The sequence below is a fragment of the Spirillospora sp. NPDC052269 genome, assembly GCF_040679435.1.
GTDB lineage: Bacteria > Actinomycetota > Actinomycetes > Streptosporangiales > Streptosporangiaceae > Spirillospora.
Map to the genome: position 1 here is coordinate 1 of NZ_JBFAUU010000033.1, position 23,355 is coordinate 23,355.

The window sequence follows — 23,355 nt, forward strand, 5'->3', positions numbered from 1 at the left end:
CCGAGGCCACCGGCATCACCACACCTGTCCTGTTCTGGCTCCAGGGCCCGCGCCGCGAAGCCAACCTCCGCGCACGGCTGGCCTCCCGCCCCGCCGCTCACCATCTGCCGATCGCGACCGCCTGCCCGTCCGCCCTCGTCGATCCCGGCGACGACTCCCCCGCCGGACGCTTCTGGCTTCCCCTGGATATCGGCTCATCCCGCTGCCGGCTCGCCGCCCTCACCCACACTTGGCCCCAGACGACCTCGAACAAACCCGCACACACGTCGTGATCCTCGCCGGAGCTGGAATCAAACTCGCCGCCGTGGGCGGCGTCCTGGCCGGAGGCGCCGCCGTGGTCACCGGCGCCGCCTCCGGCGGCACCCACCTCAACGACCTGGCCCGCCAACCCGGCACCGTCACCACCATCTGTGACTACGCCTCCTCCAGCCCCGGCATCGCCCGCGACACCAGCACCACCCGCATCCCTGGCCTCGACCTCACCCAGGCCGCCAATGCGCGCATCATCCTCCGGACCGCTGCCCAGCAGCGCCTGCCCACCCGCGCAGCCGTGATCGCCGTCGCCACCGCCCTCCAGGAATCCAACCTCGGCCATGACCTGACCGGCGACCACGGCACCTCCTTCGGCCTGTTCCACCAGAAACCCACCAGCGGCTATGGCACCCGCGCTCAGATCCTCGACCCCCGCCACGCCGCCCACGCCTTCTACTCCCGCCTCACCCACCTGGACGGCTGGCAGCTCCTCCCCCTCACCGAGGCCGCCCAAGCCATCCAGAAATCAGCCACACCCACCGCGTACGCCCACTACGAATCCCAGGCCGCCGACATCGTCCGATCCCTCGGCGCGGCGGCCACAACCACACCGCAGCTGACGGTCAGCGCCAAACACGAGATCAGGGCGGGGCTGATCACCACCGCAGCCGACAAGCTCCCCCGGGCCAAAGCCCTCGCCAAGACCGCTCGCTCGCTGCACAGCGTTCCTCATCCGCCGAGCACCTCCGTCATCGCCGAACAGTTCCAGAAGGACGCCGACCAGCTCTGCACCCAACTGGTCAAAGACAGTCCTGAACAACCCGGCTCACCCACCGGTTCTGGCCGGGGTGTCCTGGCCATCCGCGCCGCCATGACCCAACTCGGCATCCCCTACTCCTGGGGTGGCGGCGGACCAAGCGGCCCGAGCACCGGCATCGACCAAGGCGCCCACACCGTCGGTTACGACTGCTCAAGCCTCGCCCAGTACGCCTGGACCAAGGCCGGCGTCCACATCACCCGCACCACCGACACTCAATGGCACGACGGCCCCCACATCCCCCGCGCCCAGCTCCGGCCCGGCGACCTGATCTTCTTCGCCAGCGATCCCGGCAGCCCCGCCACCATCCACCACGTCGGCCTCAACATCGACGGCAAACGCATGATCCACGCACCCCAAACCGGCCGCACCATCGAAATCACCCGCTGGGCCGGCAACACCTACTACGAGTCCCAATACGCGGGAGCCGTCCGCCCAGTTCATGCAACGAGGCTGCGGTCACTTCCCTGAGCAACACGAATTCTCGTGCCATCGGCCCGCGCACCAAACGCCCCGTTGTGTCTCCCATCCCCCTTCAGGTTGGCGATGCCTCTTTGCGGCGTCGGCGGACCTGGTGATCGTTCCGGTTGGGCCGCAAGGAAGGGCGCACGGGCGGACGAACTCGCCCACACGCTGCTGCGTTCAACCCATGAACGCCGAGGTCGCCTTCACCGCCCTGGGCCGCATGACCAGCCCGCCGGTAGAACATCCGGCCAGGAAGCCTAGGCGGTCCACTGTGCGAACAGTGGCCAGTGCGGTGGCCTGCACGCCGGTGCGCACGACGAACTGCCAGACCAGCGGCTAAGGGCGGGATTAGGGCCTGTTCGCAGTTCAGATCATGGTGTTCGCCCTACGGGCGAACACCATGGCTGGTAGCACGCTGGTATGGCGCGTGGTGATGTGACGGACGACGAATGGGCGCTGATCGAGCCGCATCTGCCGTTGGGTGAGCGGGGGGCCTGTCCCTGACCTGCGCAAGCAGTTCAACGGGTGATGTGGAGGTTCCGGACAGGCACCCCGTGGCGGGACGTCCCGGCCGAATACGGGTCGTGGTCGACGATCTACGACAGGTTTCGGACGTGGGCGATCCAGGGCGTCATGCAGACGCCAGCGACGACGGAGGCTGATCCGGCTCAAGACCGCGCTGCTGGGGCGCTCTCGAGGCGGGTTGACCACCAAGACCCACCTGGCGGCAGACCGGCGCTGCCGCCCGTTGTCGTTCGTCCTCACCCCGGGACAGGCCACCGACAGCCCCAGTTCCAGAAGGTCATCGCCCGCATCAAGGTGTCGGTACGGGCCTGGCCTGGCTCGCCCTGCACTTCGGGATCATCGTCGACCAGGACGCCTCGTCCGGGCTGAAGCTCGGTGCGGCTGGGGTCGTCATCGCCGGGTACTACGCGGTCGCGCGGGCGGTTGAGCACCGCTGGCCTGTGGTCGGCCGGTTCCTGACGTCCCTGGCGTTGACCAGCCGGGGCCCGACGTAGAGGTAGCCTCACGCTGTCGGCGAGTGGGGAAGCTCGACCGGCACGACGGCCCGCCCTCCTTCGGGAGGGCGGGCCGTTGCTTGGACTGTCGACTCAGGCAGGCCAGACCTGAATCATGAATTGCTCTAGCCCCTCGGGGAAGCCGCGCGTGCGTCCCTGAACCTTCTTGCTACCCCGGCAGTAGATGCGGAGCCAATACCAGCCCGGACGCACCGTCAGGCTCGCCTGCGACGGCCCCTGCGTGACTGCCCAAGCTTCCAGCACGTCACCGTCAACCCTGGCGCGGATCTGGCCAAGCTGCGACCACGAAGCTGTGACGGGGCCGGGCTCTTGCTCCCACAGTTGAAGGGTTACCTGCGGGTAATGGTCTTCTCCTGGACTGATGACGTACAGGAAGGGCGCAATGAAGTCCAGACGCTCGCCAAGAGCAGGGGGCGAGCCCTCCGGCCCCTGGAGTTCTGCGATTTCCTGCAAGGTGAACTGATGGGCCTCGACCAGGACAAGGCCACTGCTCTCCTGCACGGGAGACGGCACCAAACCTCCACAGCTACCGGGCTCGTCAACGGGTGAGGCTCAGGGTACGGCTATCGGACCCAGATGACGAAGGGGTCACGCCAAGTGGTGCGACTGACGGGATCCTTGCCGCTCCAGTCCAGGATGCGGTCCTGGGTAAACCAGCCACCGAGCTTGGCACCGGCCCTCCGGTTGTCGGACAGATTGACCGGCCAGACGGAGTAGTTGCCAGGTACAGCCTTGGGATCCCAGGCCGGCGCGTCCGACCCCTCGTAGGTTGCGGCGAAGGGAAATTCATCGCAGTCGTCTCCGTGCGAGGGGTATCCCGGCCACTTCGCCTCACAGGTCCTGACCGACATTGCCCGATTCTCTTTGTACCGGTCGAGAATTCTTGTTTTCCTGCCGACCTTGATCTTCTTTGTTTGAGGATGGTAGAGGCGATGGAGCGGGTTGTTATTATTGCAGCCGGGAATCTTCTTGTTCTTGACGGTTGGGATTGTGGCCGCAGTGTTATGGCAGGCTTGCCACATATGGTTCGCGGATTCGGGCACTCCGTCACGCTTGGCACGACTGAACAGCAGATGTGGTGTCACCTGGTTGAAAATGGCACCCATCTTGCCGGTGATGTAGGCAGCTGAATCGAAACGTGCCGTCTGGTCAATCAAGGGCCTGTCGTTGGCGATAACCATCTCCGGGCTGTTCACCAGGAGTTGCCATCGCGTGAAGTTAACCTTCTCGGCGCCTTGGCCGATGTTACTGGGCGAGGTCATCTTCATGAGATTGTCGTAGGGCGCGTGCATCCACGTCGACACGCGCTTCATCGTGGTTGGACTAGCTCCTTCCTTGCACCCGGCATCGTTGCTGCGCATGGGGCCGCAGTAGATGTAGAACTGGAGACGAATGTCCAGCTTCGTCATGTCTCCGTAGGGTACGATGTCGACAACCTTGATTTGGAAATTGATCTCTCGCTTTCCATTGTGTCCCGCCCCCGTGACGGTGATGTGATAGTGAATTCCCCCTGTAATCTTCTTGTTAATTTGGTGGACGATCTCCCCATTGCCTTTTGTGCAGAAAAGAAAATGGCTTTCGACGATCCCTCTTTGGGGATTGCTGACTTTCTGCTTGGCGCAATCGGCAAGTGGGTCTGCGGCTGCCGCTGCGCTGAGTTCGGATCCAGGGTTGGCTGCATCGACCTCGTAGGAGTTCTCCTGGGTTCTGCGCTGAATCTCCTGAAGGGACATTGATTTGGGGCGCGCGCGAGGATCGGGAGGCGACTTCAGGGGCGCGGGTCGCGATGGATTGATCTCTAGAGGGCGCGAGTAGAAGAATCCAGCCTCCTTCGTCTGTGAAGGAGCTGCGGACGCGGCGGGCGCCCCCAGTGTGAGTGCTGTGATCACGGCCGCGGCCATGGCCACAAGTCGTCTGTGCATGCAGGCTTCCTTACTTCGCTGGTAAGGGGACGTGTCGTCACCGTCAAGGGTGGAGACCAGCTAAAGATCTTGGATCCTCGACGAAGCCTGCAAGAGGCGCGGCGTTAACGGCCAGAAGCGGCCGTCGACCGGCGGGGAACCTTCACAGCATCCGCTGCAGCCTCATGTGTCACTCGCGTGATGCGCCTGTCGCCACCACAGGTAGTGACGTGACGGCCGCAGCCCCTGTTGTCTGGTGCTCGCTGTCCTGCCGGACGGCGTTCCCCTGCCCAGGAGGCTCCCCTTGGCCGCTCGCCGTCCTGCCCGCGCCCTGCTCGCTACCGCCGCCATCACCGCAGCGGCACTGTCTCCGCTGACCGCGACAGCCGCATCCGCATTTACCGACCCCGGGACGCCACGGTCCAAGCCTGCACCTGCGGCGGACATCGACCCGGCACCGTGCGCCGAGCACCTCACCCCCAACGCCACTTACCACGCGGACGGCGCAAGCTACTTCACGGACTCCGAAGGCCGCCCCGAGCGGGCCGAAGCCAGCAACGTCACCCACAGTGATGCCGACCGCGGCTCTTGTCAGAGCAAGGTCGGCCACATGGCCGGCACGACGGGCTACGACGGAGGCCACTTGATAGCCGCAACATTGCACGGCGTGGACAGGCGCTATGATCTGGCGCCGCAGTGGGCCAGTGTGAATCGCGGGGCCTACCAGCACATGGAAGCCGGCGCTAAGCGGTGTCTCAAACAGCCCGGCGGCAAAATCCTGCACTACCGGATCAAGCTCACCTACCCCGACGCGACGACCTTGATTCCCGATGCCTTCCACGCGGATGTGGAAGTGGTGACCGCTGGAAATGCCCAGCAGAACATCAAGCTAGACTTCCCCAACCGCGAGCTCACCAAGGCGGAGTACGGGCGGCTGCGTGGCTCATACGAGGGGCTGTACAAAGCTGCCGGGTGTGGCGCTCCGGAGGCGACTGCCACCCATTGAGGTGGGTGTACCTGAGCAGCAAGGAAGCCCCGGCCAGTGGCCAGGGCTTCCTTGTGCCTGCCCTCAGGCGGGCAATGAACGCTGTCGCGAACCCTTGAAGGGGCGATGAGACGTGCAGTTGGGCCGATCAGCCCTGGTCGAGTGCGGCGCGGATCGCCTCGACCTCCTTCTCGGACGCCTCGGCCTCGCGGAAGGCGATCTCCCCGAGGACGTCACCCGCCTCGCTCGCCAGCGTCACCAAGAGGTAGACGTCCGGGTCGTCCACGACGGTGTTCGAGTTGCTGGACATGCTGCCTCCCATGAGTACGGATGGACGGTGATCCCTCAGGGGCGATGAGAGCGGCCTCGTGGGACTCAGCTCGGGTTGTGCGCCTTGGGGACTCCCGTGGATCCTCGGCGGCTCGATTCATGCTCGCACTCTGCGGAGTGCCACGTCTTGCTGTCAGCGGTCCGAAGGATGCCGCCCCCCGCACTCCGCCTCCTACTCAACGCACACCCCGCACACCAGACGCCCGAGCTTCAGCTCGGGCGTCTCGCTCCCGCTGAACGAACCGACCACGACATTCCCGCCAGACCGGATCACCGCAGAGCTTCAGAAGATCGCGACGGCCCCGCAGCCCCATTGGGAGCCGCAGCTCCGCGGGGATCTGCTTGCCCGGACCGCTGGCCGCATCCTCGGTGCCTCGGCTGGCGGGGTGGATTGCCTCCGCGAGCAGGCGCAGCTTCGCCACGACGTTCTCGTCGAGGCGGGCGCGGACCCTGCCGAGGTCAGGCGCTGGGTTGAGATCGGCCGGGAGCGGGCCGCGCGTTCTGGGCCTCCGCTCAGCGGGCTCTGATCGCGTCCCTGAGTGACGGGCCACAGTCGGCCCAGCCCGTGGGAGGGCATTGCCGCCGCGGCAACCTGGCCAACTGGAGGGGGAGGACGGGAGACATCGCAGGCGCCGCCACCGCCCTCCAAAGACTGCTACCCGACATGGTGCGGGTGCTGGGACCCGACCACCCCTACACCTTCCACACCCGCAGCGACCTGGCCAACTGGCAAGGGAAGGCGGGAGATGCCGCAGGCGCCGCCACCACCCTCCAAAAACTGTTGGCCGACCGGATGCGGGTGCTGGGCCCCAACCACCCCAACACCCTCAACACCCGCAGCGACCTGGCGTACTGGCGGGGCATCGCGGGTGAGGAAGGAGAGACTGCCCCCTAGCGCTCTCGTAACGACCGATTCCGAGAGAGCCCGGCAGGTGGCTCGAGAACAGGCCCACCGCCCCAGAATGTTTTCCTCGGGTGGCGCAGGCCTGAGCACCTGGCCATCCGCAGTAGGCCAGGCGGCGCCGTGCTGCGTCCAAACGCCAACCGCCCTTGAACAGGATCCACACGGCCCTCACGTACGAGAATCGACCGTGAGGACGTGAAGCAACACAGAGCCGACTGTGGAGCGGGTGGGGCGGAGAGCGATGGTGACGATCTCGGGGCCGTCGAAGGCGGGGGTGCTGTCAGGGCGGCGGGTGTAAGGGACTCTGCCGTAGTCGACGCCTTCGTTCAGGTCGCCGGTGGTCCACATGATGACTTCCTGTTCGCCCTCACGCAGAGGGAGGTTGGAGACCGGGCGGGTGGCGATGGAGTGTTCGGTGATGAGCCAGACCATGGGGACGGCCAAGGCCCAGCGGGTGGCACCGGTTTCCTTGGCCTTCTCGGCGGCGCGGAGTTCGAAGGCGCGGGCGGTGGTGTCGTCGCGAAGGTAGTCGTAGTCGCTGAGGATCACCCGGGGACGCCCGTCCAGGACGACGATGGCGGGACAGTCTTGGGCTCGGATGGCTGTCTTGACGCGCTCCACAACGTCGAGCAGTAGCGCCTCTGTGTGTTCGTTCATCCGGGCCTCCTGGATGGGGCGGCCGTGCGGCCTGCTGTCCTAACGGTAAGTGGACGCCAGGCCGCACGGCGGGATACGACGCGATCAGGTGAGTTCACCTCGGGCTGTTCCACCGAGCTTGCCGTCGCCGAGGTCGGCGGAGCGGCCTGCGGTGTGGCCTTGCCGGTATGCCTGTCCGTCGAATTTGCGGGCGCGCGGGGCTTTGCCGAGCTTGGGGAAGCGGCGTGTGAACTCGGCGTGGACGAGCTGCTGGCGGTTCATGAGCACCAGCTCACGGGATGCGGCGCCGGTATCACCGGCTGCCGCTTCGGTGTCCAGTTCCTCGGCGAACCGGGCGCGGGCGGCTTCCAGCTTGTCCTTGATGCCGTTGCCGAATCCGCGCATGAAGCTGCGGCGGACGGTGGAGGTCTCCGTGGTCCTCTCGCCAGGGGTGAGCCAGGCCGGCAGGTTCCGGGAGTGTGCGCGGGCAGCGTTGGCGGCGCTGTTCTCCATCTGGATCAGGACGGCGGGCAGCAGGAGCTTGAGGTTGTCGATCGTTGCGGTTGGGCCGACGATCAGGATCCAGCGGATGCGGTTGCTGGAATCGTTGGCGCGGAAGGCGACCTGACAGCCCATTCCTTCGGCTACGTCGCCGAGGGCCCAAGCGCGTTCCCTGCCGTGGCCGCCGCGTCCGGGCACGGCGTGTTCGTACAGGACGATCTCCTCCCGGGCGTCTCCGTCCGCGGCGGCTTCGAGGTCGGCGTCTTCGATCTCGTACTTGAGCATGAGCATGCCCGCCCGCGCGAATGCCGCCTGGCGTTCGGAGTCGGGGGTGTCGGGATGTTCGGCGAGAGTCAGGAGCTGTCTGATCCTCTGGATCTGCTTGGGCTTGTCCGCAGCCATGGAGAACCTCCGTCCGCTGGGATGCGAGAGGCACGGGCCGCCCTGGTGGGCGGCCCGTGGTGGAGATGGTCGGGGTCCTGGTCACCGCGCATACGACCGGTGCGTAACCCGCCGGCTTGCTCAGGTCGACCTGGGCGGGGTGCCGTAGGCGTCGCCGAGATTCTGCTGACCAAGGAGGTCGCGCAGCTTCGAAGGAGGGACGGCCTCGCTGACCACGACGCGAAGGAGAGCGGCAAGCGAGTAGGACGAGTCGGCCTCGTCGGCACGCTCAAGCGCGACGAGCGCCATCGCACCATTGCCCGCCATGTACGCCGCGAACGCGAGCAAGGTCGCGGGCGGGGCGGCGAAGTCGGGTGAGGTGCGGCGAAGGACATCGGCCCACAGGTCGATGTCGGCGTTGTCGCCTTCGCCGATCCTGACCACGGCCTCGTCCCGAAGGCGCAGGTTGCCAAGCAGAACGCTGAGCTCCGCGATCTCCTCGATACTGATCGGATTCTCCCTGGCGCGCGTCCTCGAACGCAGGTCTTCGAGCCGCTGGACGAACTCGGACACCGCTTCGGCCGGTGTCTTCCTCGGATCGGCGGACCAGACTCGCCAAAGGCGCCGTTCGGCGCGGCCGATGGCCTCCTGGACCTCCTCCTGGATGGTCTGGTCCGGCTCGATCATCTCGGCGAGAGCCTCACGCGAGGGCGCGGCGGCAAGCCCCATGTAGGTGGCCGTCGCGGCGACCACGGAGCCGGTCGCGTCGAGGGGCTTCCCCTCCAGCGGGCAGCAGGCGAGGTTGGCGCAGGTGAGCGACCACCAGCGTCCCTCGTGGACGCGCAGGCAGTCAGCGACGCTCACCCCGGCCCGCTCGAGCGCTTCATGGGCCCGATCGGCACAGGGCAACACGGCCTCCTCGGTGCCGTAGCCGATCAGGACGGCCTTTGCGAAGTGGTGGCCCGTGAGGATCTTGGCGATGCCCGCCTCGATCTCGAGTCCGAGCGGCTTCGCCTCGGGGCCTGGAAGGTCGATCCGGATGGCGGCGAAGTTGCGCGGTCCGTCGAAGGCGGCGACCACGAGGCTGTCCCGGGGGTGGAACCCGAGGAGGTAGGGCACAACGTTGATCACGTCCTCCGGCGTCCGGATCTTCATCGGTTCCAGCGGCTCACCGTCGGGACGGCCAGGGGTGGGAGGGAGCGGAGTGCTCATGTGTTTGCCCTTTCTGTTCGCCGGGCCGCACACGCCACGGCGCGCACAGGCCCAGCGAACGGGATTCGGAACGATCGGAGACCGCCGGAAGGGGCAGCGGCCGATGGGGATATGGCTGGTGGAACGGGCCGGAAACCGTCGGGATCAGCAGCGTTCGACGCGGAGGCCGTCGCGCGGTCCGCAGTGGATCCGCCGACGGGGGCACGCCAGGTCGGCGTCTGGGATGAGATGGACGAAGGTCTCGCCCTTGGTCGCGACCACGGGCAGAAACACCCGCTCGGATTCGTGCTCGACGGAGCCGAAGGTCTCGCTGTGGTGGCCGTCGCTGCGGTTTCGGCTGTACAGGGCGTCCTTCGCGGTGGACGGGTTGGTGAACCGCTCGGGCTCCCCCAGATAGGGGCGGCTGTAGCTGGGGCCGCCCCACCTCACGCCGTAGACCGTCATCACGGCTCCCGCTCGCGCATCCAGCGCCGAATGATCGCCTGGTGGCGCGTCGTCGTGGCCGAGTAGTACTCGTCCGGGATGACGGTCTGGCCGTCCCGCCGCACCCACGCGATGGGCGTGCGGTACGACAGGGCGACGTATCCGATCCCGGGCTGCTCGAAGTCGGCCCGGTAGCGGGTCGCCCACTCCTCCGGAAGGCGTCCTACCGCGTAGGGAGCGTCGGTCACCGCTGAGAGTCCACTGCCGGTCCTGAACGCCTTGCGGTGGGCGAGAAGCCGCCCGAGCATGCTGGAACGGCTGGAGATCTTGGGCATGGGTGAATCTCCTGTCGGCGTCGGCGGACGGGGATGGCTCAGCGGTTGGAGCACGCGGGCGAGATGTGCATGGGCGATCCGCAGTAGCCGCACATGTCGTCGAAGCTGAACGGTGCCAGCTCCTCGGCGTGCTCCTCACGCCAGTCGATCTGTTCAGGGGTGAGGTGCTCGGGGTCCTCCGAAGGCGTGATGAGGAAGGTCAGGATGGCCTTCGCCGCCTTCAGGTAGGCGTCTGTGGACAGTCGCTCCCCGACGGGCGAGCCCACGTCGCGCGCTTCGAAGATCGCCTTGCCGTCGCGGGTCAGCCGGTAGCCCCAAAGGATGCGGTCGTCGTCGGTACGTTCGGCCGGTTCGAGTTCGAGTGTGTGGGCGATGTCGATCGGCCAGCAGGCCGTGAGGTGGGACGAGATGCGCCACTTCGGCGGAAGTTCGATCACGTGGCTGGACGTCATGGGTCACCGTCCTGGGTGTGGTTGCGGGTTCGAGTGGCACGGCGCCCCCGGAGTCGTGGGCTCCGGGGGCGCCGTGTATCGGCCGTGAGTGGCGAAGGCCGCGCCGCTCGCGTGGGCTTCAGGTGAGGCGGACGGCCTGAACGTTGGCTTGGTAGCGCTGTCCGCGCACCGTGACCTTGCCGTTCGCCAGATAGCCCGATCGGCCGGATCGGAAGTTCTTGTGAGCGAGCGCGCGGGATGTGAGATCGACCAGCGCCGTCCCGATCTCTTCCGTCGACGCCTCGGGCGTCAACTCGGGGTCGCCCTTGGAGCCGACCAAGATCGCTTGTGCTTGCGCCTGGTAGCTGATCCCTTCGAGGACGACCCGCCCGAACGCATGGAATCCCTTGGATCCGGTATTGAAGGTCCGCTGTTCGAGCCTGTTGGAGATCATTCCCGCAAGGGCTTCCCTCATGTCCATTCTCGCCTCTCAGCGATCTCAGCCCGAAACAGTCTTCGGGACACGCGTTCAGGGAATCGAGGTTCGATCGCCAGAATGGAGCGCGGAGCGGGCTGGCGAACTCACCGTCACTTACATACGTCCGCGATCTCCGCTGGAACGTCCACCGCCATCATGATTCTTTTGAGATTTATGTCGATCAACATGAAACGACCCCCGGAATCTCCGGGGGTCGTCGAGGAAATCTCTAGGTGTTGCTCTGACCGTCACCCGCTATGCTTTCGCGCACCGCGTCCAGTCGGCTGGACAGCTCATGCCATTCGGCCTCGGCTTCGCGACGTGTGCGGATGACCTGGCGGCGCGAGCCGTAGGCTCCGCCGTGGCATTCCTGTGCCACGGCGGCGAAGACTCCCGCACGCCTGAGGTCGTCGGACTTCTCGGCCGTGTCGAGCATCTGTCGAAGCGTCGGGAACTCCGAGCCGTTACCCCACGCCGTCCGGAAGGTGATGGCACTGTTCTGCGCGAACGTCGTGTCGCGCAGGAGAGCGTGAAGAGTGCCGTCGGCAGGCTGCTGCGTGACCCGGTAGCCGTTGCGCTGTGCGGCATCCCGCACGGCCCAGCGGCGCAGCGTCGCACGCGTGATGGCCATCTGTTCGCCGTCACGACGCACGTAAACCCACTCCTGCGTCTCGGGCCCGGCGCCGCTTTCGGGGGTCGGTTCGCAGCGTGCGATGACGTCGCGCAGACGCTGAGCGAAGATCAGCACGGAGTCCTGGGCCGTGTCGTCGGACGCGTCGTCGGTACCGAACAACGGGTACCCGTTCTTGGTCACGGTCGCACTGCCGTTGGCCAGCTTGCGCGAGCGGGTCGCATCCACCTTGCGGCAGTATCCGCGCGCGATCGACCGGATCTCCGTCCAGTCGAAATCAGTGACGCGCGCCATGTCCTCGAACGTCAGAGTCTCACCCGGGATCTTACTCGGTCCATTCTCTCGAAAGTTCACGACCATGACCATTCTCCGTCCTGTCGACGCGCCGTGACGCGTGATCCTTTCTGGCCGCTCCTGGTGGGATCTTGATTGACCGGACACCGCGTCCGACCAACCCACTCGCTGATCAGACGCCATCTTCGGCCTTGACGTACTCGCACGCCGGTTTGGCGGTGCGACTCATCCGGTGAACGACCCACGTCCAGCCACTTCCGCACTGGTCCTCTTCAAAGCATCTGACGCACACCATCATTCGATTGGAGACCGAGGGGTCGGATATCAGGGTGCGCGTCACGTCCAGCCAGCGATGCGAATACCACAAACAAGAACGGCAACGAATCACTTCGACATCCATCGGAATCCCCTCCCTTTCGCCTTCTGATTCAATTGTCCTCCATCGGGTCACAGAAAGCAGGTGTGCGCGAAGGAGTACTTCTATGACCGAAAGGCAGGCACGCCTTCATCACCCCCGGAACTCACCCACGATCCGCGACTGCCGAATGGCCCCACCCACCAGCCGCCCGCCATTCGATCAGGGTTGACAGCGATCGATGCCCTCAGGACAGCGAAATATTCAAACGAATAGACCACCTCAGATCGACTTGAATACATTAAAGAACATCCCGTCCAATATTCACTGCGACGGGACGTTGGCGCATCCCCCACCCCGCCCTCTATCTCTCCACGGTCCCAGCCAGTCGGAGCGCCCAGCAGGACACCTTGCAGGTGATTTAGCTGGGCGAATGCACCCGGCAACCCACCCACCTGAGCAGGATGCGAAAGGGGGAGGTATTAGGGCACCACGCGGGAGAGCAGGTCGGCATGGCTGGGAACAGCCGATGACCTGGACAAAAGCCCTCCGCCCGCTCCCCCGGCCAGGCAGGCAGACGGGGGAGGCAAAGGAATGTCAACTGGGCGAGCTGGCAGTGCGGCTCGCCTGGCCTTGAACCGCCCCGAGCAGCCGCCGGTTCTGTTCGCACGTCCGTATATGCACAGGGCGCGGGGAACGGTGCCCCTGCACGCGGCTGGGGCATGGACTTGGCCAGGATTCCTGCACGGCACGGCCTTCTCATCCAGGCTAAAGAAGCTTTAGATCGCCACGGAACACGCCGATACAGCGTGACCTTCTCATCCGACAAGAATTCACCTGGCATCCCCAGGAACGCAGAGCCCCACCGACTACGAACAGCGACCACCGGGAGCGCCCGCCACCGGTGGCGAGGGTCCGGTCAGATCGGCGGCCCAAGATCGTCTCAGCGCAGACCCTAAGCAGGTTCGGTGCGCTCGGCGTCCAGGGGACCGAACAGCGGTCTTCAGCCTTGTCGCCACCGTGCTCGGTCTGGTCCTGGCGGCCTGGCAGAACTTCCTTGCTCGGTGCGCCAGGCGTGCTCGGCTTGTTTTTCTCCCTTGGGCGGCCAGGTGGCCGTACGATCGAATCGGCCTTCTCTTCTGCGGTGGAACAGGAGTCAGGATGTCCGACCTACCGATGACTGTCGATGAACTGAACGGCTTGGCTGAAAAGGGCGCCATCGCCGTGGTCGGGGCGTTCGCTACCGGCCTTTTCGCTACGGCGCGTGCGGGCATAGCCAGGCTGTTCGCCCGTGGCGGTGAGGATGCCTCGGCGGTGATCCAGTTGCTGGATAGCGATGAGGACGCGGTCAGCGGTGAGGAGGCGGAACGGCAGGAGGAAGCTCGGCGCATGCTCGCGCCCGCTTGGCAGTTGAGGTTGACTCAGCTGCTGCGAAGAGACCCTGACGCGCAGTCGGAACTCGACGACCTGTTGACCGAGCTTCAGGCCGCGCTGGCCGGAGAGCAGGCGACGTCGGTTCTGAACGTCGCCGTGCGTGATCACGGCACTGCCTATGCGGCTCTGCACGGCAACGTCATCCACCACGAGAGCGGGACCTACCGCGAAGGGCCGCGTGAATGACGACCCAGCGCATCCGGGTCGCCAGCGGGTTCGCCTACGGGGCGGTCGGGGCGGACATCCATGTGTTCGGGGACGGGACGCCCGTCTATCTGCTGCGACGACGGGTCGACGGGATCGAGCTCGATTCGGCGTGGATGCGGGCGCAGCCGAGCAGGCTGCTGGACGCGCGGGCCGAGGTCGTCGACTTCACCGGGAGAGATGGCGAGCTTCAGACGCTGCGGGCCTGGCGGGACGGTGAGCCGCACTTAGCGGTGCGGTGGCTGCACGGCGAAGGCGGTCAAGGGAAGACCCGGCTGGCCGGACAGCTCGCCCGGGAGTCCGCAGCGCGCGGCTGGCTCGTCGTCGATGCCGTGCACGGCACAGACGGGGCCCCGCCCGCCGAAGGCAGCCAGGATCTGAGTCTGGCCGGCAAGAGCGGTGTCCTGCTGGTTGTCGACTACGCCGACCGATGGTCGCAGACCGACCTGACCTGGCTGTTCCATAACAGGATTCTGCGTGGGCAGGTGCCCGCCCGTGTCCTGCTCATCGGCCGCTCGGCGAGCGGCTGGCCCGCGCTGACCGGGGCGCTCGACCGCTTCCGGGAGAACATCGACACCTCCGACCAGTTCCTTGCCCCGCTGCCCGACGACGGCGACGTCCGCAGGCGTATGTTCGATGCCGCACGCGACAGCTTCATCCAGCACTACCCGCAGGCTCGGGGGACGATCGGCCCGCCCACCGTCCTCACCGACTCTGGCTTCGGCCTGACCCTCACCCTCCACATGGCCGCGCTCGCCGCGGTGGACGCCGCCGCGTTCGGCCGCACGCCCCCTTCTGACATGGTCGGTCTCACCACCTACCTGCTGGGCCGAGAACACGAGAACTGGCAGAGCCTGTACGAGAGCGCCGACCGCGGCCTCGACCACCGGACGTCCGGCGAGGTGATGGCACGCGCCGTCTTCACGGCCATCCTCGCCGGCCCCGTCACGGTCGCCGAGGCTGACACCTTCTTGGCCACGGTCATGCCCGCGGCCGACGCCGGGCCGATCCGCGTCGACCACGCGCGCTGCTACCCGTCGACCGATGCCGTGAGCGTGCTACAGCCGATGCTGCCGGACCGGTTGGCGGAGGACTTCCTCGCCCTGATGCTCCCGGGGCACACGATCAGCGCGTTCCAGCCCGACCCATGGGCGACAAGCGTCCCGGGTCTGCTGCTCTCGTCCCCTGCAACGGCTGCCTGCGCACCTCGGACCCTCACGTTCCTGGCGGCCGCCACCGACCGGTGGCCGCATGTCGGGACCTCGGTCCTGTACCCCCTGGTCAAGGACCGACCGGCCACCGCCGTCGGCGCGGGCAGCGCCGCCCTGACCGCAATCGCGGAGATCGGCGCCGCTGACCGCACGCTCGACCCGGACCTGCTGGCCGTCCTCCAGGCAATCGAGCCGCTGCTCCCCGAGCACGAGCACATCGACCTCGACATCGGCGCCCTGCACGTCGCCGAGCGGCTGACCGCGCACCGGCTCAGCCACACCACCGACCCGCAACACCGCGCCCACCTGCATGCAAGGGTCGGCAGGCGCCGGTCGAGGGCGGGGTTGTGGAGCGAGGCTCTGTCCGACGCGGAGGAGGCCGTGCGGATCTACCGGCGGCTCGCCGACACCGACCAACGGTACCTCCCTCCCCTGGCGATGGAGCTCGACTTCCTGGCCGACACCCTGTCGCACCACGGGCGTTCGCGGGAGGCGCTCGTCCAGGCACGCCAGTCGGTCGCGATCCACCGAGGCCTGTCGGAGTCGGCGCCTGAACACGCCGGCACCCTCGCGACCTCCCTGCTGAACCTCGCGAGCCGCCTCACCGACCAGGGCCTGGCTGACGACGGGCTGATCGCCGCCGCGGAGGCCGTCGAGATCCGCCGCCGCCTCGCCGACGCCGACCCCGTCCACCTTCCGGACCTGGCTGTCGCCCACAACGACCATGGTGCGCTGCTGAGCGGTGCGGACCGGCACGAGGAGGCCCTGGCGGCGGCGGGGATGGCGGTCGAGATCAGCCGCGACCTGGCCATGACCTGGCCGGCGGAACACCTCCACCTCCTCGCCGGATCGGCGACCAACCTCGGTCGGCCCCTCCACGCCCTCGGACGGCACGCCGAGGCACTGGCCGCGACCGACGAGGCGATCGGTGCCTACCGCCGCCTCGCCTCCGCCAACCCGGCCGCGTACCGTCCGGCTCTGGTGCTCGTCCTGCTGAACTCCGGCATGATGCTCGGCCACCTCGGCTCGGTACCCGAGGCCCTCCAGCGGTCGGAGGAGGCCGTCCAGCTCGCTCGGCAGCTCGCCGAGATCGACCCAGTGCTCCATCGCCCCGTCCTGGTGAAGGCCCTGGCCGGCCACGGCGGGCTGCTGCTCAAGGCCGGGCGCAAGGACGAGGCCGTCGCAGCGCTGGATGAGGCCGTCCGTCTGGATGAGGTCGTCCGTCTGGACGAGGACCGGCGCGAGGCAGGGACCAGCGAGGAGGAGCAGGCGTATTGGCGCCGCATCCACCGCCTGGCAGGGCTCTATGAGGACCTCGGTGACCGGGCGAACCAGGCCCGCCTCCTGCTCAACCTGACTGCCGCGAGGTGGAGCAATCCGCAGGATGTCGTGGCCGTCGGCAGGCGAGCCGCGCAGCTCTACGCCGAGCTCGGCGACCGTGAGAGCGAGGTCGTGGCACTGACCAACCTCAGCGTTCATCTGGAGCACGTCGACCGCGAGGAGGCCATCGCCTTGAACGAGCGCGTGGTCCAGCTCTACCGCGAGCTCGGCAACCGAGATTTTGAGGCGGCGGCGCTGACGAACCTCAGCTCGATGCTGATCGGCGCGGGCCGTCACCAGGAGGCGGTCACAGCAGCCCGGCTGGCGCGCGGCCTATTCGCCGAGCTCAGCCATCCCGACACCGAGGGCGCTCCCCTCTACAACCTCGGCCGGGCGCTGCTCAACGCGGGCGAGACCGACGAGGCGATCGAGGTACTGCGGCTGGCGGCGAACGCCGACCGGGAGAAGGGGCGCGGCGAGCACGAGGACAGCGGCAGGCCCCGCGCTGAGGCCGACGCCCTTGAAACGCTCGCCGACGCCCTGGCCGCCGTCGGAAGGTTCGATGAGGCGGCGACCGCTCAGCGGCAGGCGGGGGTCCTGTTCGAGCAGCTTGGGAACAGCAACGAGATACGCCGGGCCCACCTGCGGCGCTGCGGCCACATGATCGAAGGGGGCAGGCGGACGGAGAGCATAGCGCTGGCGGAGCGGGTGATTGCCGCGTCTCGCTCGGCAGGGGACGGGGAGAGCGAGGCCCAAGCGCTGTCGTACTGCGGCGTCGCACTGCTAGATGACGAGCGGATCCAGGAGTGCCTGCCTCCTCTCCGCGAAGCAATCGCGATCTTCGGGGAGCTGGACGATCCGGCTCTCGCCGACCACGAAGCGGCCGCGCTGAACAATCTCGGCCAGGCGCTTGGTTCCCTCGGCCAGAAGGAATCTTCCGCCGCGGCATACAAGCGCGCCGCACAGAAGTGGCGGCAGTGCGGGCGGCGGGCCGATGAGCAGGCCGCGCTCTACCAGGTCGGCATGCAGAGCTTCGCCAATCACCGGCCGGAGGCAGCCGTACCGGCTTTCGAGGCCGCCGCCGAGATCTGCGCCGACTTGGGGAACGCCCCCGGCGAAGCCAATGCGAGGGTCGGCCTGGCCGCCGCGCTCAAGGAATCCGGGAAGTTCACGTCCGGAGCCGCCCAAGCCCGCCGTGCCCGCGAGCTGTTCATCGCCGAGGGCGACGCCAGCGGCTCAGACTTCGCGCTGCACATCCTGCGCGCTGCCCTCCACCGGAACAACCCACCGAAGGACGCCAGCCTCGAGCTATTGACGGCACGCCGATTCGCCGAGGCTGCAATCGCTGCGGAGCGCTCGGCAGCCGCCTACCGAGCGCTCGGCGACGACTGGGGCGAGGCGGACGCCCTGATCCGGTTGGGGATGGCGCTCAACGCGATCGACCGCCCCGCCGACGCGATCGCACCGCTGACCCGCTCGGTCGCCTACTTCAGTGCGACCGCCGATCCGGAAGGCGAGAGCCGGGCACTGTTCAGCCTGGGCGACTCCACGGCCGCCGTCGGCAGCCTCCGCGAGGCCGCCGCGCTCTACCGCCGCTGCTACGGCCTGCTCCGCGTCACGGGTGCCGAGTCCCTGCAGAAGCCGGTCCTGTTCGGCGAGGCCCGGGCCCTGTTCACCTTCGCGGCCAAGTTGACCGCCGCCCGGACACCGGGTTCGACCGCCGAACGGATCACCGCATTCCAGCGCGCGGCCGAGTGCTACAAGCTGGGAGGAGACCCGGTCAGCGGCGCAGTGGCCCTGGCCAACCTTGCTTGGGCGTTGATCGAGGCGGGCAGCCCCGACAAAGGGATCGAGGCGGGGCGCGAGTCCTTGGCCGTTCTCGGGGCGGCAGACTCTCCGAAATACGAGCAAAAGGCCCTCGACGTCCTGGGCAGGGCGCTGATGGCGGCCGGACCCGAGCACTACGAGGAGGCGATACCTGTGCTCAAACAGTCCGCCGAGCTCGCCCGCCGCCTCAACGACGACATCGAGGAGGGAGTCACGCTGATGCTCCTCGGCGCGATCCTCGTGGACACGGGACGGTACGCCCAGGCCCTGCCCGTCAACAAGCGAGCGGCGGAGTGCCTCGTCAGGGCGGGCCTGCACGGCCAAGCGCAGATCGCGATTGAGCAGGCGGACAAGGCGGCGAGCCGCCTGCGGAACGCGCCCGGCGGCCGCTAACCGCGTTCGTGTCCAGCGGCGCCTACGGCGTGTCCAACCGCCGCAACTCGGTGTTCTCCGCGAGCAGGCGCTTGATCTCCTCAGCCTCAGCTGTGGTCACGCCCGGCCGCTGCCCGGCGTCGATCTCGGATTTCCGCGCCCACGAACGCGCCGTCTCCGTCGTTTTGCCCCCAGCTTGGCGGCGACGGCCTTCATCGCCGACCACTCGCTGGGTAGTTCTGACGCACTTCCGCGAGCATGCGGACCGCACGCTCACGAAGCTCAGGAGGGTAGGGGACGGACGTGCCTTGGCTCGTTCTTCTCAGGGAATCGAGCCTCCATCAGAGCCGACGCGGTTCAGGGTCTTCCGGCGGATGGTTCGCCTCGCGCCAGTGCCCAGCCATCAGGTCCTTCACTGGAAGCCTGTGCTCTGGATCATCAGCGTGGGCGTCCAGACACTCCCGGCTGATGGCGAGTGTGGCGGGTCGTTTCAAGGAGGGCGAGTGTTTCGCGTTCGGGTTCCAGGCCGATCTCGTGCAGCCGCTTGCGGAGAAGGTGGAGCGTTCGTTTCGCTGCGTCGGTGCGACCGAGGCCAACCTGGATCTGGATGATGCGGCGGTAGACCTCCTCGTTGTCGGGGTCTAGATCGCGCGCAGACTCCAGCATCTGGAGCGCTCCTTCAGGCCCCTCGGATTCGGAGAGTTCGGCGAGCTGAACCAGCGCGTCGCATTGGGCGCGGGTGGCCGGGTAGCGGTGCTCGTCAAGCCACTCGTAGTAGGCGCCTTCGGCCAGTTCGCCCCGGCAGAGGGCGCTTGCTCGCTGGAGAGCGGAGACGCGCTCGTGGTCGGTGCGAGCGTTGCGGGTGTCGGCGAGGGCTGCATGGAAGTTCCACAGGTCGACGCTGATCGCTGTGCGGTCGATCCTGTATCGCTCGGACTCGGCGTAGACGAAGCGTGATGGGCTGTCGACGGTGTCGCGAAGCGCGTCGCGCAGGTGTCGCAGGGTGCTGTGGAAGCGGTCGCCAGGGTCGATGTCTGGCCAGAGGGCGGCGCAGAGTTCGTCGCGGGTCGCGCCTTCGGGGTGCAGGGCGAGGTAGATGAGCAGTTCCATCGCCTTGCCCCGGGCGCTGAGGGAGACGGATGCTTCTGCTTCCAGACGGGGGCGGCCAAGAACACGCAGGTGAATCGGCTGCGTCTGCGCAGGTTCCCTGCTGGTCGGGCCATTGCCGGACGCGACGAGGATGTCGCCTTCCTCGGAGAACATCGGGCGCTCGTCCGTGTTGGGAGAGCCGTCGGGCACATCGTCGATTTCGGGGTCGAGTGCGGCGTCGCCTGCGTTGATGATGCGAAGCAGTTCGGGAGCGTCGTCCTCAGTGACCAGGAACAGCGTGCTGCCTTGCAGAACGTGGGCCAAGGGGCCGGTGGCGCTGGTGACGGTGCCGTCCGTGCTGATGGTGCAGGTGGGAGCACCCACAGGGGCAGGCAGCAGGACGGATCCAACGCCCTGGCATCCGGCGTCGGGCAGGCCACGGACCACGTTCTGACCGGTCTTGGCGAAGCTGCCCATGGTGACGATGGTGGGTAGTGGTTCGCCCGGGTCGCCAGCCCTAAGGTCGTCGATACCGCTGGCGTGAGTGCTGGCGGCCATGGCTGAGCGGGTGCGCAGTTCGCGGGTGATGCGTTGGGCGACAGCGTCAGGGGTCGGCAGGATCTTCAGGCCGGGCATGGTGAGCCCGAGGGCTGCCGGGCCGAAGAGGGCTTCTGCGTCTGCGGCGGCGATGAGCAGGCGCGCGCGATGATGGCCGGAGTCGTTCAGGACGGCCAGGGCCAAGGCGCGGGCGACGTCCTGGGCGCCGGGGCCGTCCAGTCCGAGTATGAGGCCGCTGAGGTCGAGTTCGAGCGTGGAGCCGTCTGGCCGGACACCGACGGCGATCTGGGTAAGGGCGTTGATGGTGAAGGCGGCGCGGACCCGCTCGTAGTCGGTCGGCGGCGGGCCGGAGTCCGGGTCGTGGGCTTCGAGGCGGCGATGGGCTTGGCTGGTGTGGTGGACTGCGGGTTCGGCGGCAGGCTCGGGTGTGATCTGGACGCCGTGCGATGCCGGTGGGGTGATGTGGCGCCTGCGCCTGCGGAGTCTGGTGGCCGCGAGTGCGGTGGTGATTCCGGCGGCGAACGACAGCGCCAGCATGCTTCCGGACGGAAGGCTGACAGCATTTCCCGAGCCCCGCTCTATCCCCTGGTCGTGGTCGGGGGTGTGCTTGGCGTTGGGAGGCTTGTCGGGGATCCGCGGGAACGGCGCGACCACCGGGGCACGAACATCTTCGCGTTCGGGTGAAGGCGTGAGATGCGTCCGTGTCGGGGTTGCGGGAGCAGGTGTCGGCCCCGGCTGGCGCGTCGCGGCGGCCGGAGAGGGCGACGGCTTGGGCCGGCTCGGCGGGGCCTTGTGCGCTGGATGGGGATGCGGGGTGGGCCGTGGGTTCGTCGTGTGGGGAAGGCGGAGTTTCCAGCCTGGCCGGATCAGATCAGGGTCGCTGGCGACTTCCCCGTCAGGTTGCCGCCGGTCCTGGTTGAGATGCCAGACCTGCCTCCAGCGGGAGGCATCGCCGAGGTGGTGTTCGGCGATGCCCGAGAGGGTATCGCCTGGTTCGACCTCGTAGCCGTCCCCCTGCCGAAGGGCCTCCAACCCTGCGGAGGCTGGGGCCTGAACGTGGCCAGGCGGGGCAAGTTCGTGCGGCGGCGTGGTGAGCGTGACCGGCGGTGGTGTGCCCGCGGTCGCCGAGGAGGCCATTGCGGGCCCTCCGGCACCGAGCACGGCCGCAGTGACCAGGCTGGCCGCCAAGCGCTGTGGCGCTCCCAGACCAGGAAGCCTGGGCACTGCCGACAGTCCTCGTAGGCGCGCGATGATGTCGGTGGCAACCGCAATGGCGAAGGCTGTCCAGGCCGCCCACGCGATGAGCTTCAGGGCATCAAGCAGCAGCGTCCCGTCGTCTGGGCGCAGGAGCCGTCCGCTGACTTGGGTGAGGTCCGGAACGTGGCCAGGGACGGGCGAGCCCGCTGCGGCGAGCAGTCCGAGTGGCGCGCCAATCAGCAGCACGGCTAGGAGGGCCTGGGCGAGGACGGCGCGGATGATTCGAGTGGCCTTGATCCTCAACGTTGCTCCCCTTCCACGCCGGTCGCGAGGTCGGCCGTCGCGGCGGCGGTCTGCGTGACCGAGGAGATCCCGACGACGGACAACATCCAGGTCGGTTTGGTTACCGTCACGCGGACTTGAAGGGTCCGTGGTCCAGTGACGCTGACGTTGCCGCGGTGTCCCGTGGCGCTCAGGTAAGACTGAGCGGCCCGCGTCGCCGCGCCTCGGTCGACGACGAGGCGTTTGCCTGCGTAGGCGGCGGAGCGGTCGATTTGGCCGGCTCCGGCGCGAGCGGCTTGTTCGGCGACGCCGACGGCTTCCCATCCGGCGCGGAGTTTGGCTCCTCCGTCGACGGCCAGGCCGATGAACATGGTCAGGATGACGATGAAGATCAGCGCGTACGGGGTGATTGAGCCTTGGTCGTCGCGCAGGCATCTCATGTGCGCCCCCGGAAGGGGTCCAGGGGGCTGATGGAGTGGGCGCGTTTGGTGAGGCTGCCGATCATTCCGGGGAATCCGAGGTCGGAGAGGGTGATGCGGCACGAGACTGTGGCCGCGACGGTCGCGGGAGTGCCGGCCGGGCGGGCGAATCCGGCGGTCTCGACGTCGACGGCGGTGGATGCGCAGTGAACGCCGCCGCTGGTGAGGGAGGCGCGGGCCCCGGTGACGGCGGCCTGGCGGGCGGCCCACGGAGTGCGGGCGATGGAGGCTTCGCGGGCGGCGTCGCGCGCGGCGGCTTCGATGGTGCCAAGCGCAAGGGTCACTCGTCCGGCGGCGACGGCCAGCAGCAGGAGTAGGACGACGATGGGGAGGACAATCATCGTTTCGGCGGTGACGCTGCCGCGGTCGCCGGTGAGGGTGCTCATCGCGACGATCCGGTGGGGGTGGTGAACTTCTCGATGGCCCCGGCGGCATCGGCGTGGATGGGTAGCGATGGCAGGAACGGCACGAGAGACAGAGCTCGTCCGCCGACCCGGACGTGGACGGTGGTCGCGTCCGCGCGGGAGGTCGCGGTGACCGAATGCAGGAATCCTCCGGCTGTCTGGACGGCATAGCGCTGCGCGACCGAGCCACCCGACCTATGGGCGGCATGTTCGGGACGGGCCGCGCGGACGCCTTCCTGGGCCGCTGCCAGGGCGATGGAGCGGGCGAGGAACAACAGGCAGACCTGCGTGCACGCGAGGATCGTCATCATCAGGACAGGGACTGCGAGCACGGTCTCGACGCTCATGGCGCCGCGATCGTCCACCGTCGAGCAGCTGGCCCAGTTCCGCCGCCTCACTTCAGGTTGATCGAGTTGGCTTTGGAGATGATCTTCTGGCCGATGATCCCCAGGGCAGTGACCGCGGTGGCGACCAGGATCCCGATGATGATCATTGCTTCGGCCGACATCGCACCCTGGTCTTGGGCGCGGAGGCGACGCCAGCGGTCCCGGGCCAGCGTGACGGCGGTTGCCAGGTAGTCGAGTTCCCAGGGGAGCATGGCCGAGGT

22 protein-coding genes and 2 pseudogenes are annotated in these 23,355 nt (G+C 67.6%); 7 read left to right on the forward strand and 17 right to left on the reverse strand.

Going from position 1 to position 23,355, the window contains the following annotated elements:
- From AB0L06_RS41725 to AB0L06_RS41735, 3 genes and pseudogenes are all read left to right on the forward strand, one after another.
- Positions 1-272: hypothetical protein (locus tag AB0L06_RS41725; protein WP_500237117.1), on the forward strand; the 272-nt coding region annotated here is incomplete at its 5' end.
- Between the two features lie 32 nt (positions 273-304).
- Entirely contained in the window at positions 305-1,540 is a 1,236-nt protein-coding gene (locus tag AB0L06_RS41730; protein WP_500237119.1) for a C40 family peptidase, read from the forward strand.
- A 516-nt stretch (positions 1,541-2,056) separates the two neighbouring features.
- Positions 2,057-2,428, forward strand: a pseudogene (locus AB0L06_RS41735) (transposase); the annotation flags it as partial.
- A gap of 218 nt (positions 2,429-2,646) precedes the next feature.
- Here the strand turns inward: AB0L06_RS41735 and AB0L06_RS41740 are convergent.
- Positions 2,647-3,075, reverse strand: coding sequence for a hypothetical protein (locus AB0L06_RS41740; RefSeq protein WP_500237121.1), 429 nt, complete (start codon positions 3,073-3,075; stop codon positions 2,647-2,649).
- Positions 3,076-3,137: 62 nt separating this feature from the next.
- A complete protein-coding gene (locus AB0L06_RS41745) occupies positions 3,138-4,496 on the reverse strand; it encodes a NucA/NucB deoxyribonuclease domain-containing protein (RefSeq protein WP_500237122.1) in 1,359 nt (452 codons plus the stop codon).
- A 283-nt stretch (positions 4,497-4,779) separates the two neighbouring features.
- On the opposite strand from AB0L06_RS41745, the gene AB0L06_RS41750 reads away from it, so the two are divergent.
- Positions 4,780-5,481, forward strand: a complete 702-nt coding sequence (locus AB0L06_RS41750) for a DNA/RNA non-specific endonuclease (RefSeq protein ID WP_500237124.1) — start codon at positions 4,780-4,782, stop codon at positions 5,479-5,481.
- A 127-nt stretch (positions 5,482-5,608) separates the two neighbouring features.
- Here AB0L06_RS41750 and AB0L06_RS41755 read toward each other — a convergent pair whose 3' ends face one another.
- Positions 5,609-5,770 carry a hypothetical protein gene (locus AB0L06_RS41755; RefSeq protein ID WP_500237126.1) on the reverse strand — a complete coding sequence of 54 codons (162 nt, stop codon included), beginning with the start codon at positions 5,768-5,770 and terminating at the stop codon, positions 5,609-5,611.
- A gap of 585 nt (positions 5,771-6,355) precedes the next feature.
- On the opposite strand from AB0L06_RS41755, the gene AB0L06_RS41760 reads away from it, so the two are divergent.
- The gene (locus tag AB0L06_RS41760; protein WP_500237128.1) at positions 6,356-6,685 is read left to right on the forward strand and encodes a tetratricopeptide repeat protein; all 330 of its coding nucleotides are present in this window, start codon (positions 6,356-6,358) and stop codon (positions 6,683-6,685) included.
- A 177-nt stretch (positions 6,686-6,862) separates the two neighbouring features.
- On the opposite strand, the gene AB0L06_RS41765 is transcribed toward AB0L06_RS41760, so the two are convergent.
- The 8 genes from AB0L06_RS41765 to AB0L06_RS41800 all read right to left on the reverse strand — a co-directional run bounded on the left by AB0L06_RS41765 (position 6,863) and on the right by AB0L06_RS41800 (position 12,088).
- Complete coding sequence (locus AB0L06_RS41765) at positions 6,863-7,351, reverse strand: hypothetical protein (RefSeq protein WP_500237130.1); 489 nt, start codon at positions 7,349-7,351, stop codon at positions 6,863-6,865.
- 84 nt (positions 7,352-7,435) lie between these two features.
- Positions 7,436-8,233, reverse strand: coding sequence for a DUF2786 domain-containing protein (locus tag AB0L06_RS41770; protein ID WP_500237132.1), 798 nt, complete (start codon positions 8,231-8,233; stop codon positions 7,436-7,438).
- Positions 8,234-8,353: 120 nt separating this feature from the next.
- Positions 8,354-9,424, reverse strand: a complete 1,071-nt coding sequence (locus AB0L06_RS41775) for a DUF4192 domain-containing protein (RefSeq protein WP_500237134.1) — start codon at positions 9,422-9,424, stop codon at positions 8,354-8,356.
- A 144-nt stretch (positions 9,425-9,568) separates the two neighbouring features.
- Complete coding sequence (locus AB0L06_RS41780) at positions 9,569-9,868, reverse strand: hypothetical protein (protein WP_500237136.1); 300 nt, start codon at positions 9,866-9,868, stop codon at positions 9,569-9,571.
- Entirely contained in the window at positions 9,868-10,182 is a 315-nt protein-coding gene (locus AB0L06_RS41785) for a DUF8033 domain-containing protein (protein WP_500237138.1), read from the reverse strand. The genes AB0L06_RS41780 and AB0L06_RS41785 overlap by 1 nt, the downstream gene beginning before the upstream one ends.
- Before the next feature lie 38 nt (positions 10,183-10,220).
- Complete coding sequence (locus tag AB0L06_RS41790) at positions 10,221-10,634, reverse strand: hypothetical protein (protein ID WP_500237139.1); 414 nt, start codon at positions 10,632-10,634, stop codon at positions 10,221-10,223.
- Positions 10,635-10,752: 118 nt separating this feature from the next.
- Positions 10,753-11,088 (reverse strand): hypothetical protein, encoded by a 336-nt coding sequence (locus AB0L06_RS41795; protein WP_500237140.1) that lies wholly within the window; start codon positions 11,086-11,088, stop codon positions 10,753-10,755.
- 232 nt (positions 11,089-11,320) lie between these two features.
- Complete coding sequence (locus AB0L06_RS41800) at positions 11,321-12,088, reverse strand: hypothetical protein (RefSeq protein WP_500237141.1); 768 nt, start codon at positions 12,086-12,088, stop codon at positions 11,321-11,323.
- 1,444 nt (positions 12,089-13,532) lie between these two features.
- On the opposite strand from AB0L06_RS41800, the gene AB0L06_RS41805 reads away from it, so the two are divergent.
- Positions 13,533-13,991: a hypothetical protein gene (locus AB0L06_RS41805; RefSeq protein WP_500237143.1), complete on the forward strand. Its 459-nt coding sequence runs from the start codon at positions 13,533-13,535 to the stop codon at positions 13,989-13,991.
- Positions 13,988-18,760 (forward strand): tetratricopeptide repeat protein, encoded by a 4,773-nt coding sequence (locus AB0L06_RS41810; protein WP_500237145.1) that lies wholly within the window; start codon positions 13,988-13,990, stop codon positions 18,758-18,760. Before AB0L06_RS41805 ends, AB0L06_RS41810 begins: the two co-directional genes overlap by 4 nt.
- A 37-nt stretch (positions 18,761-18,797) precedes the next feature.
- On the opposite strand, the pseudogene AB0L06_RS41815 reads toward AB0L06_RS41810, so the two are convergent.
- The 6 genes and pseudogenes from AB0L06_RS41815 to AB0L06_RS41840 all read right to left on the reverse strand — a co-directional run.
- Positions 18,798-18,999, reverse strand: a pseudogene (locus AB0L06_RS41815) (IS3-like element ISMyma3 family transposase); the annotation flags it as partial.
- Between the two features lie 178 nt (positions 19,000-19,177).
- Positions 19,178-21,886, reverse strand: coding sequence for an AfsR/SARP family transcriptional regulator (locus tag AB0L06_RS41820; RefSeq protein WP_500237146.1), 2,709 nt, complete (start codon positions 21,884-21,886; stop codon positions 19,178-19,180).
- Positions 21,883-22,305: a Tad domain-containing protein gene (locus AB0L06_RS41825; RefSeq protein ID WP_500237147.1), complete on the reverse strand. Its 423-nt coding sequence runs from the start codon at positions 22,303-22,305 to the stop codon at positions 21,883-21,885. The genes AB0L06_RS41820 and AB0L06_RS41825 overlap by 4 nt, the downstream gene beginning before the upstream one ends.
- Positions 22,302-22,730: a TadE/TadG family type IV pilus assembly protein gene (locus AB0L06_RS41830; protein WP_500237149.1), complete on the reverse strand. Its 429-nt coding sequence runs from the start codon at positions 22,728-22,730 to the stop codon at positions 22,302-22,304. Before AB0L06_RS41830 ends, AB0L06_RS41825 begins: the two co-directional genes overlap by 4 nt.
- Entirely contained in the window at positions 22,727-23,095 is a 369-nt protein-coding gene (locus AB0L06_RS41835; protein ID WP_500237151.1) for a TadE family protein, read from the reverse strand. Before AB0L06_RS41835 ends, AB0L06_RS41830 begins: the two co-directional genes overlap by 4 nt.
- Before the next feature lie 47 nt (positions 23,096-23,142).
- On the reverse strand, positions 23,143-23,346 hold the full coding sequence (locus tag AB0L06_RS41840) for a hypothetical protein (RefSeq protein WP_500237153.1): 204 nt from the start codon (positions 23,344-23,346) through the stop codon (positions 23,143-23,145).
- Between the last annotated feature and the right edge of the window lie 9 nt (positions 23,347-23,355).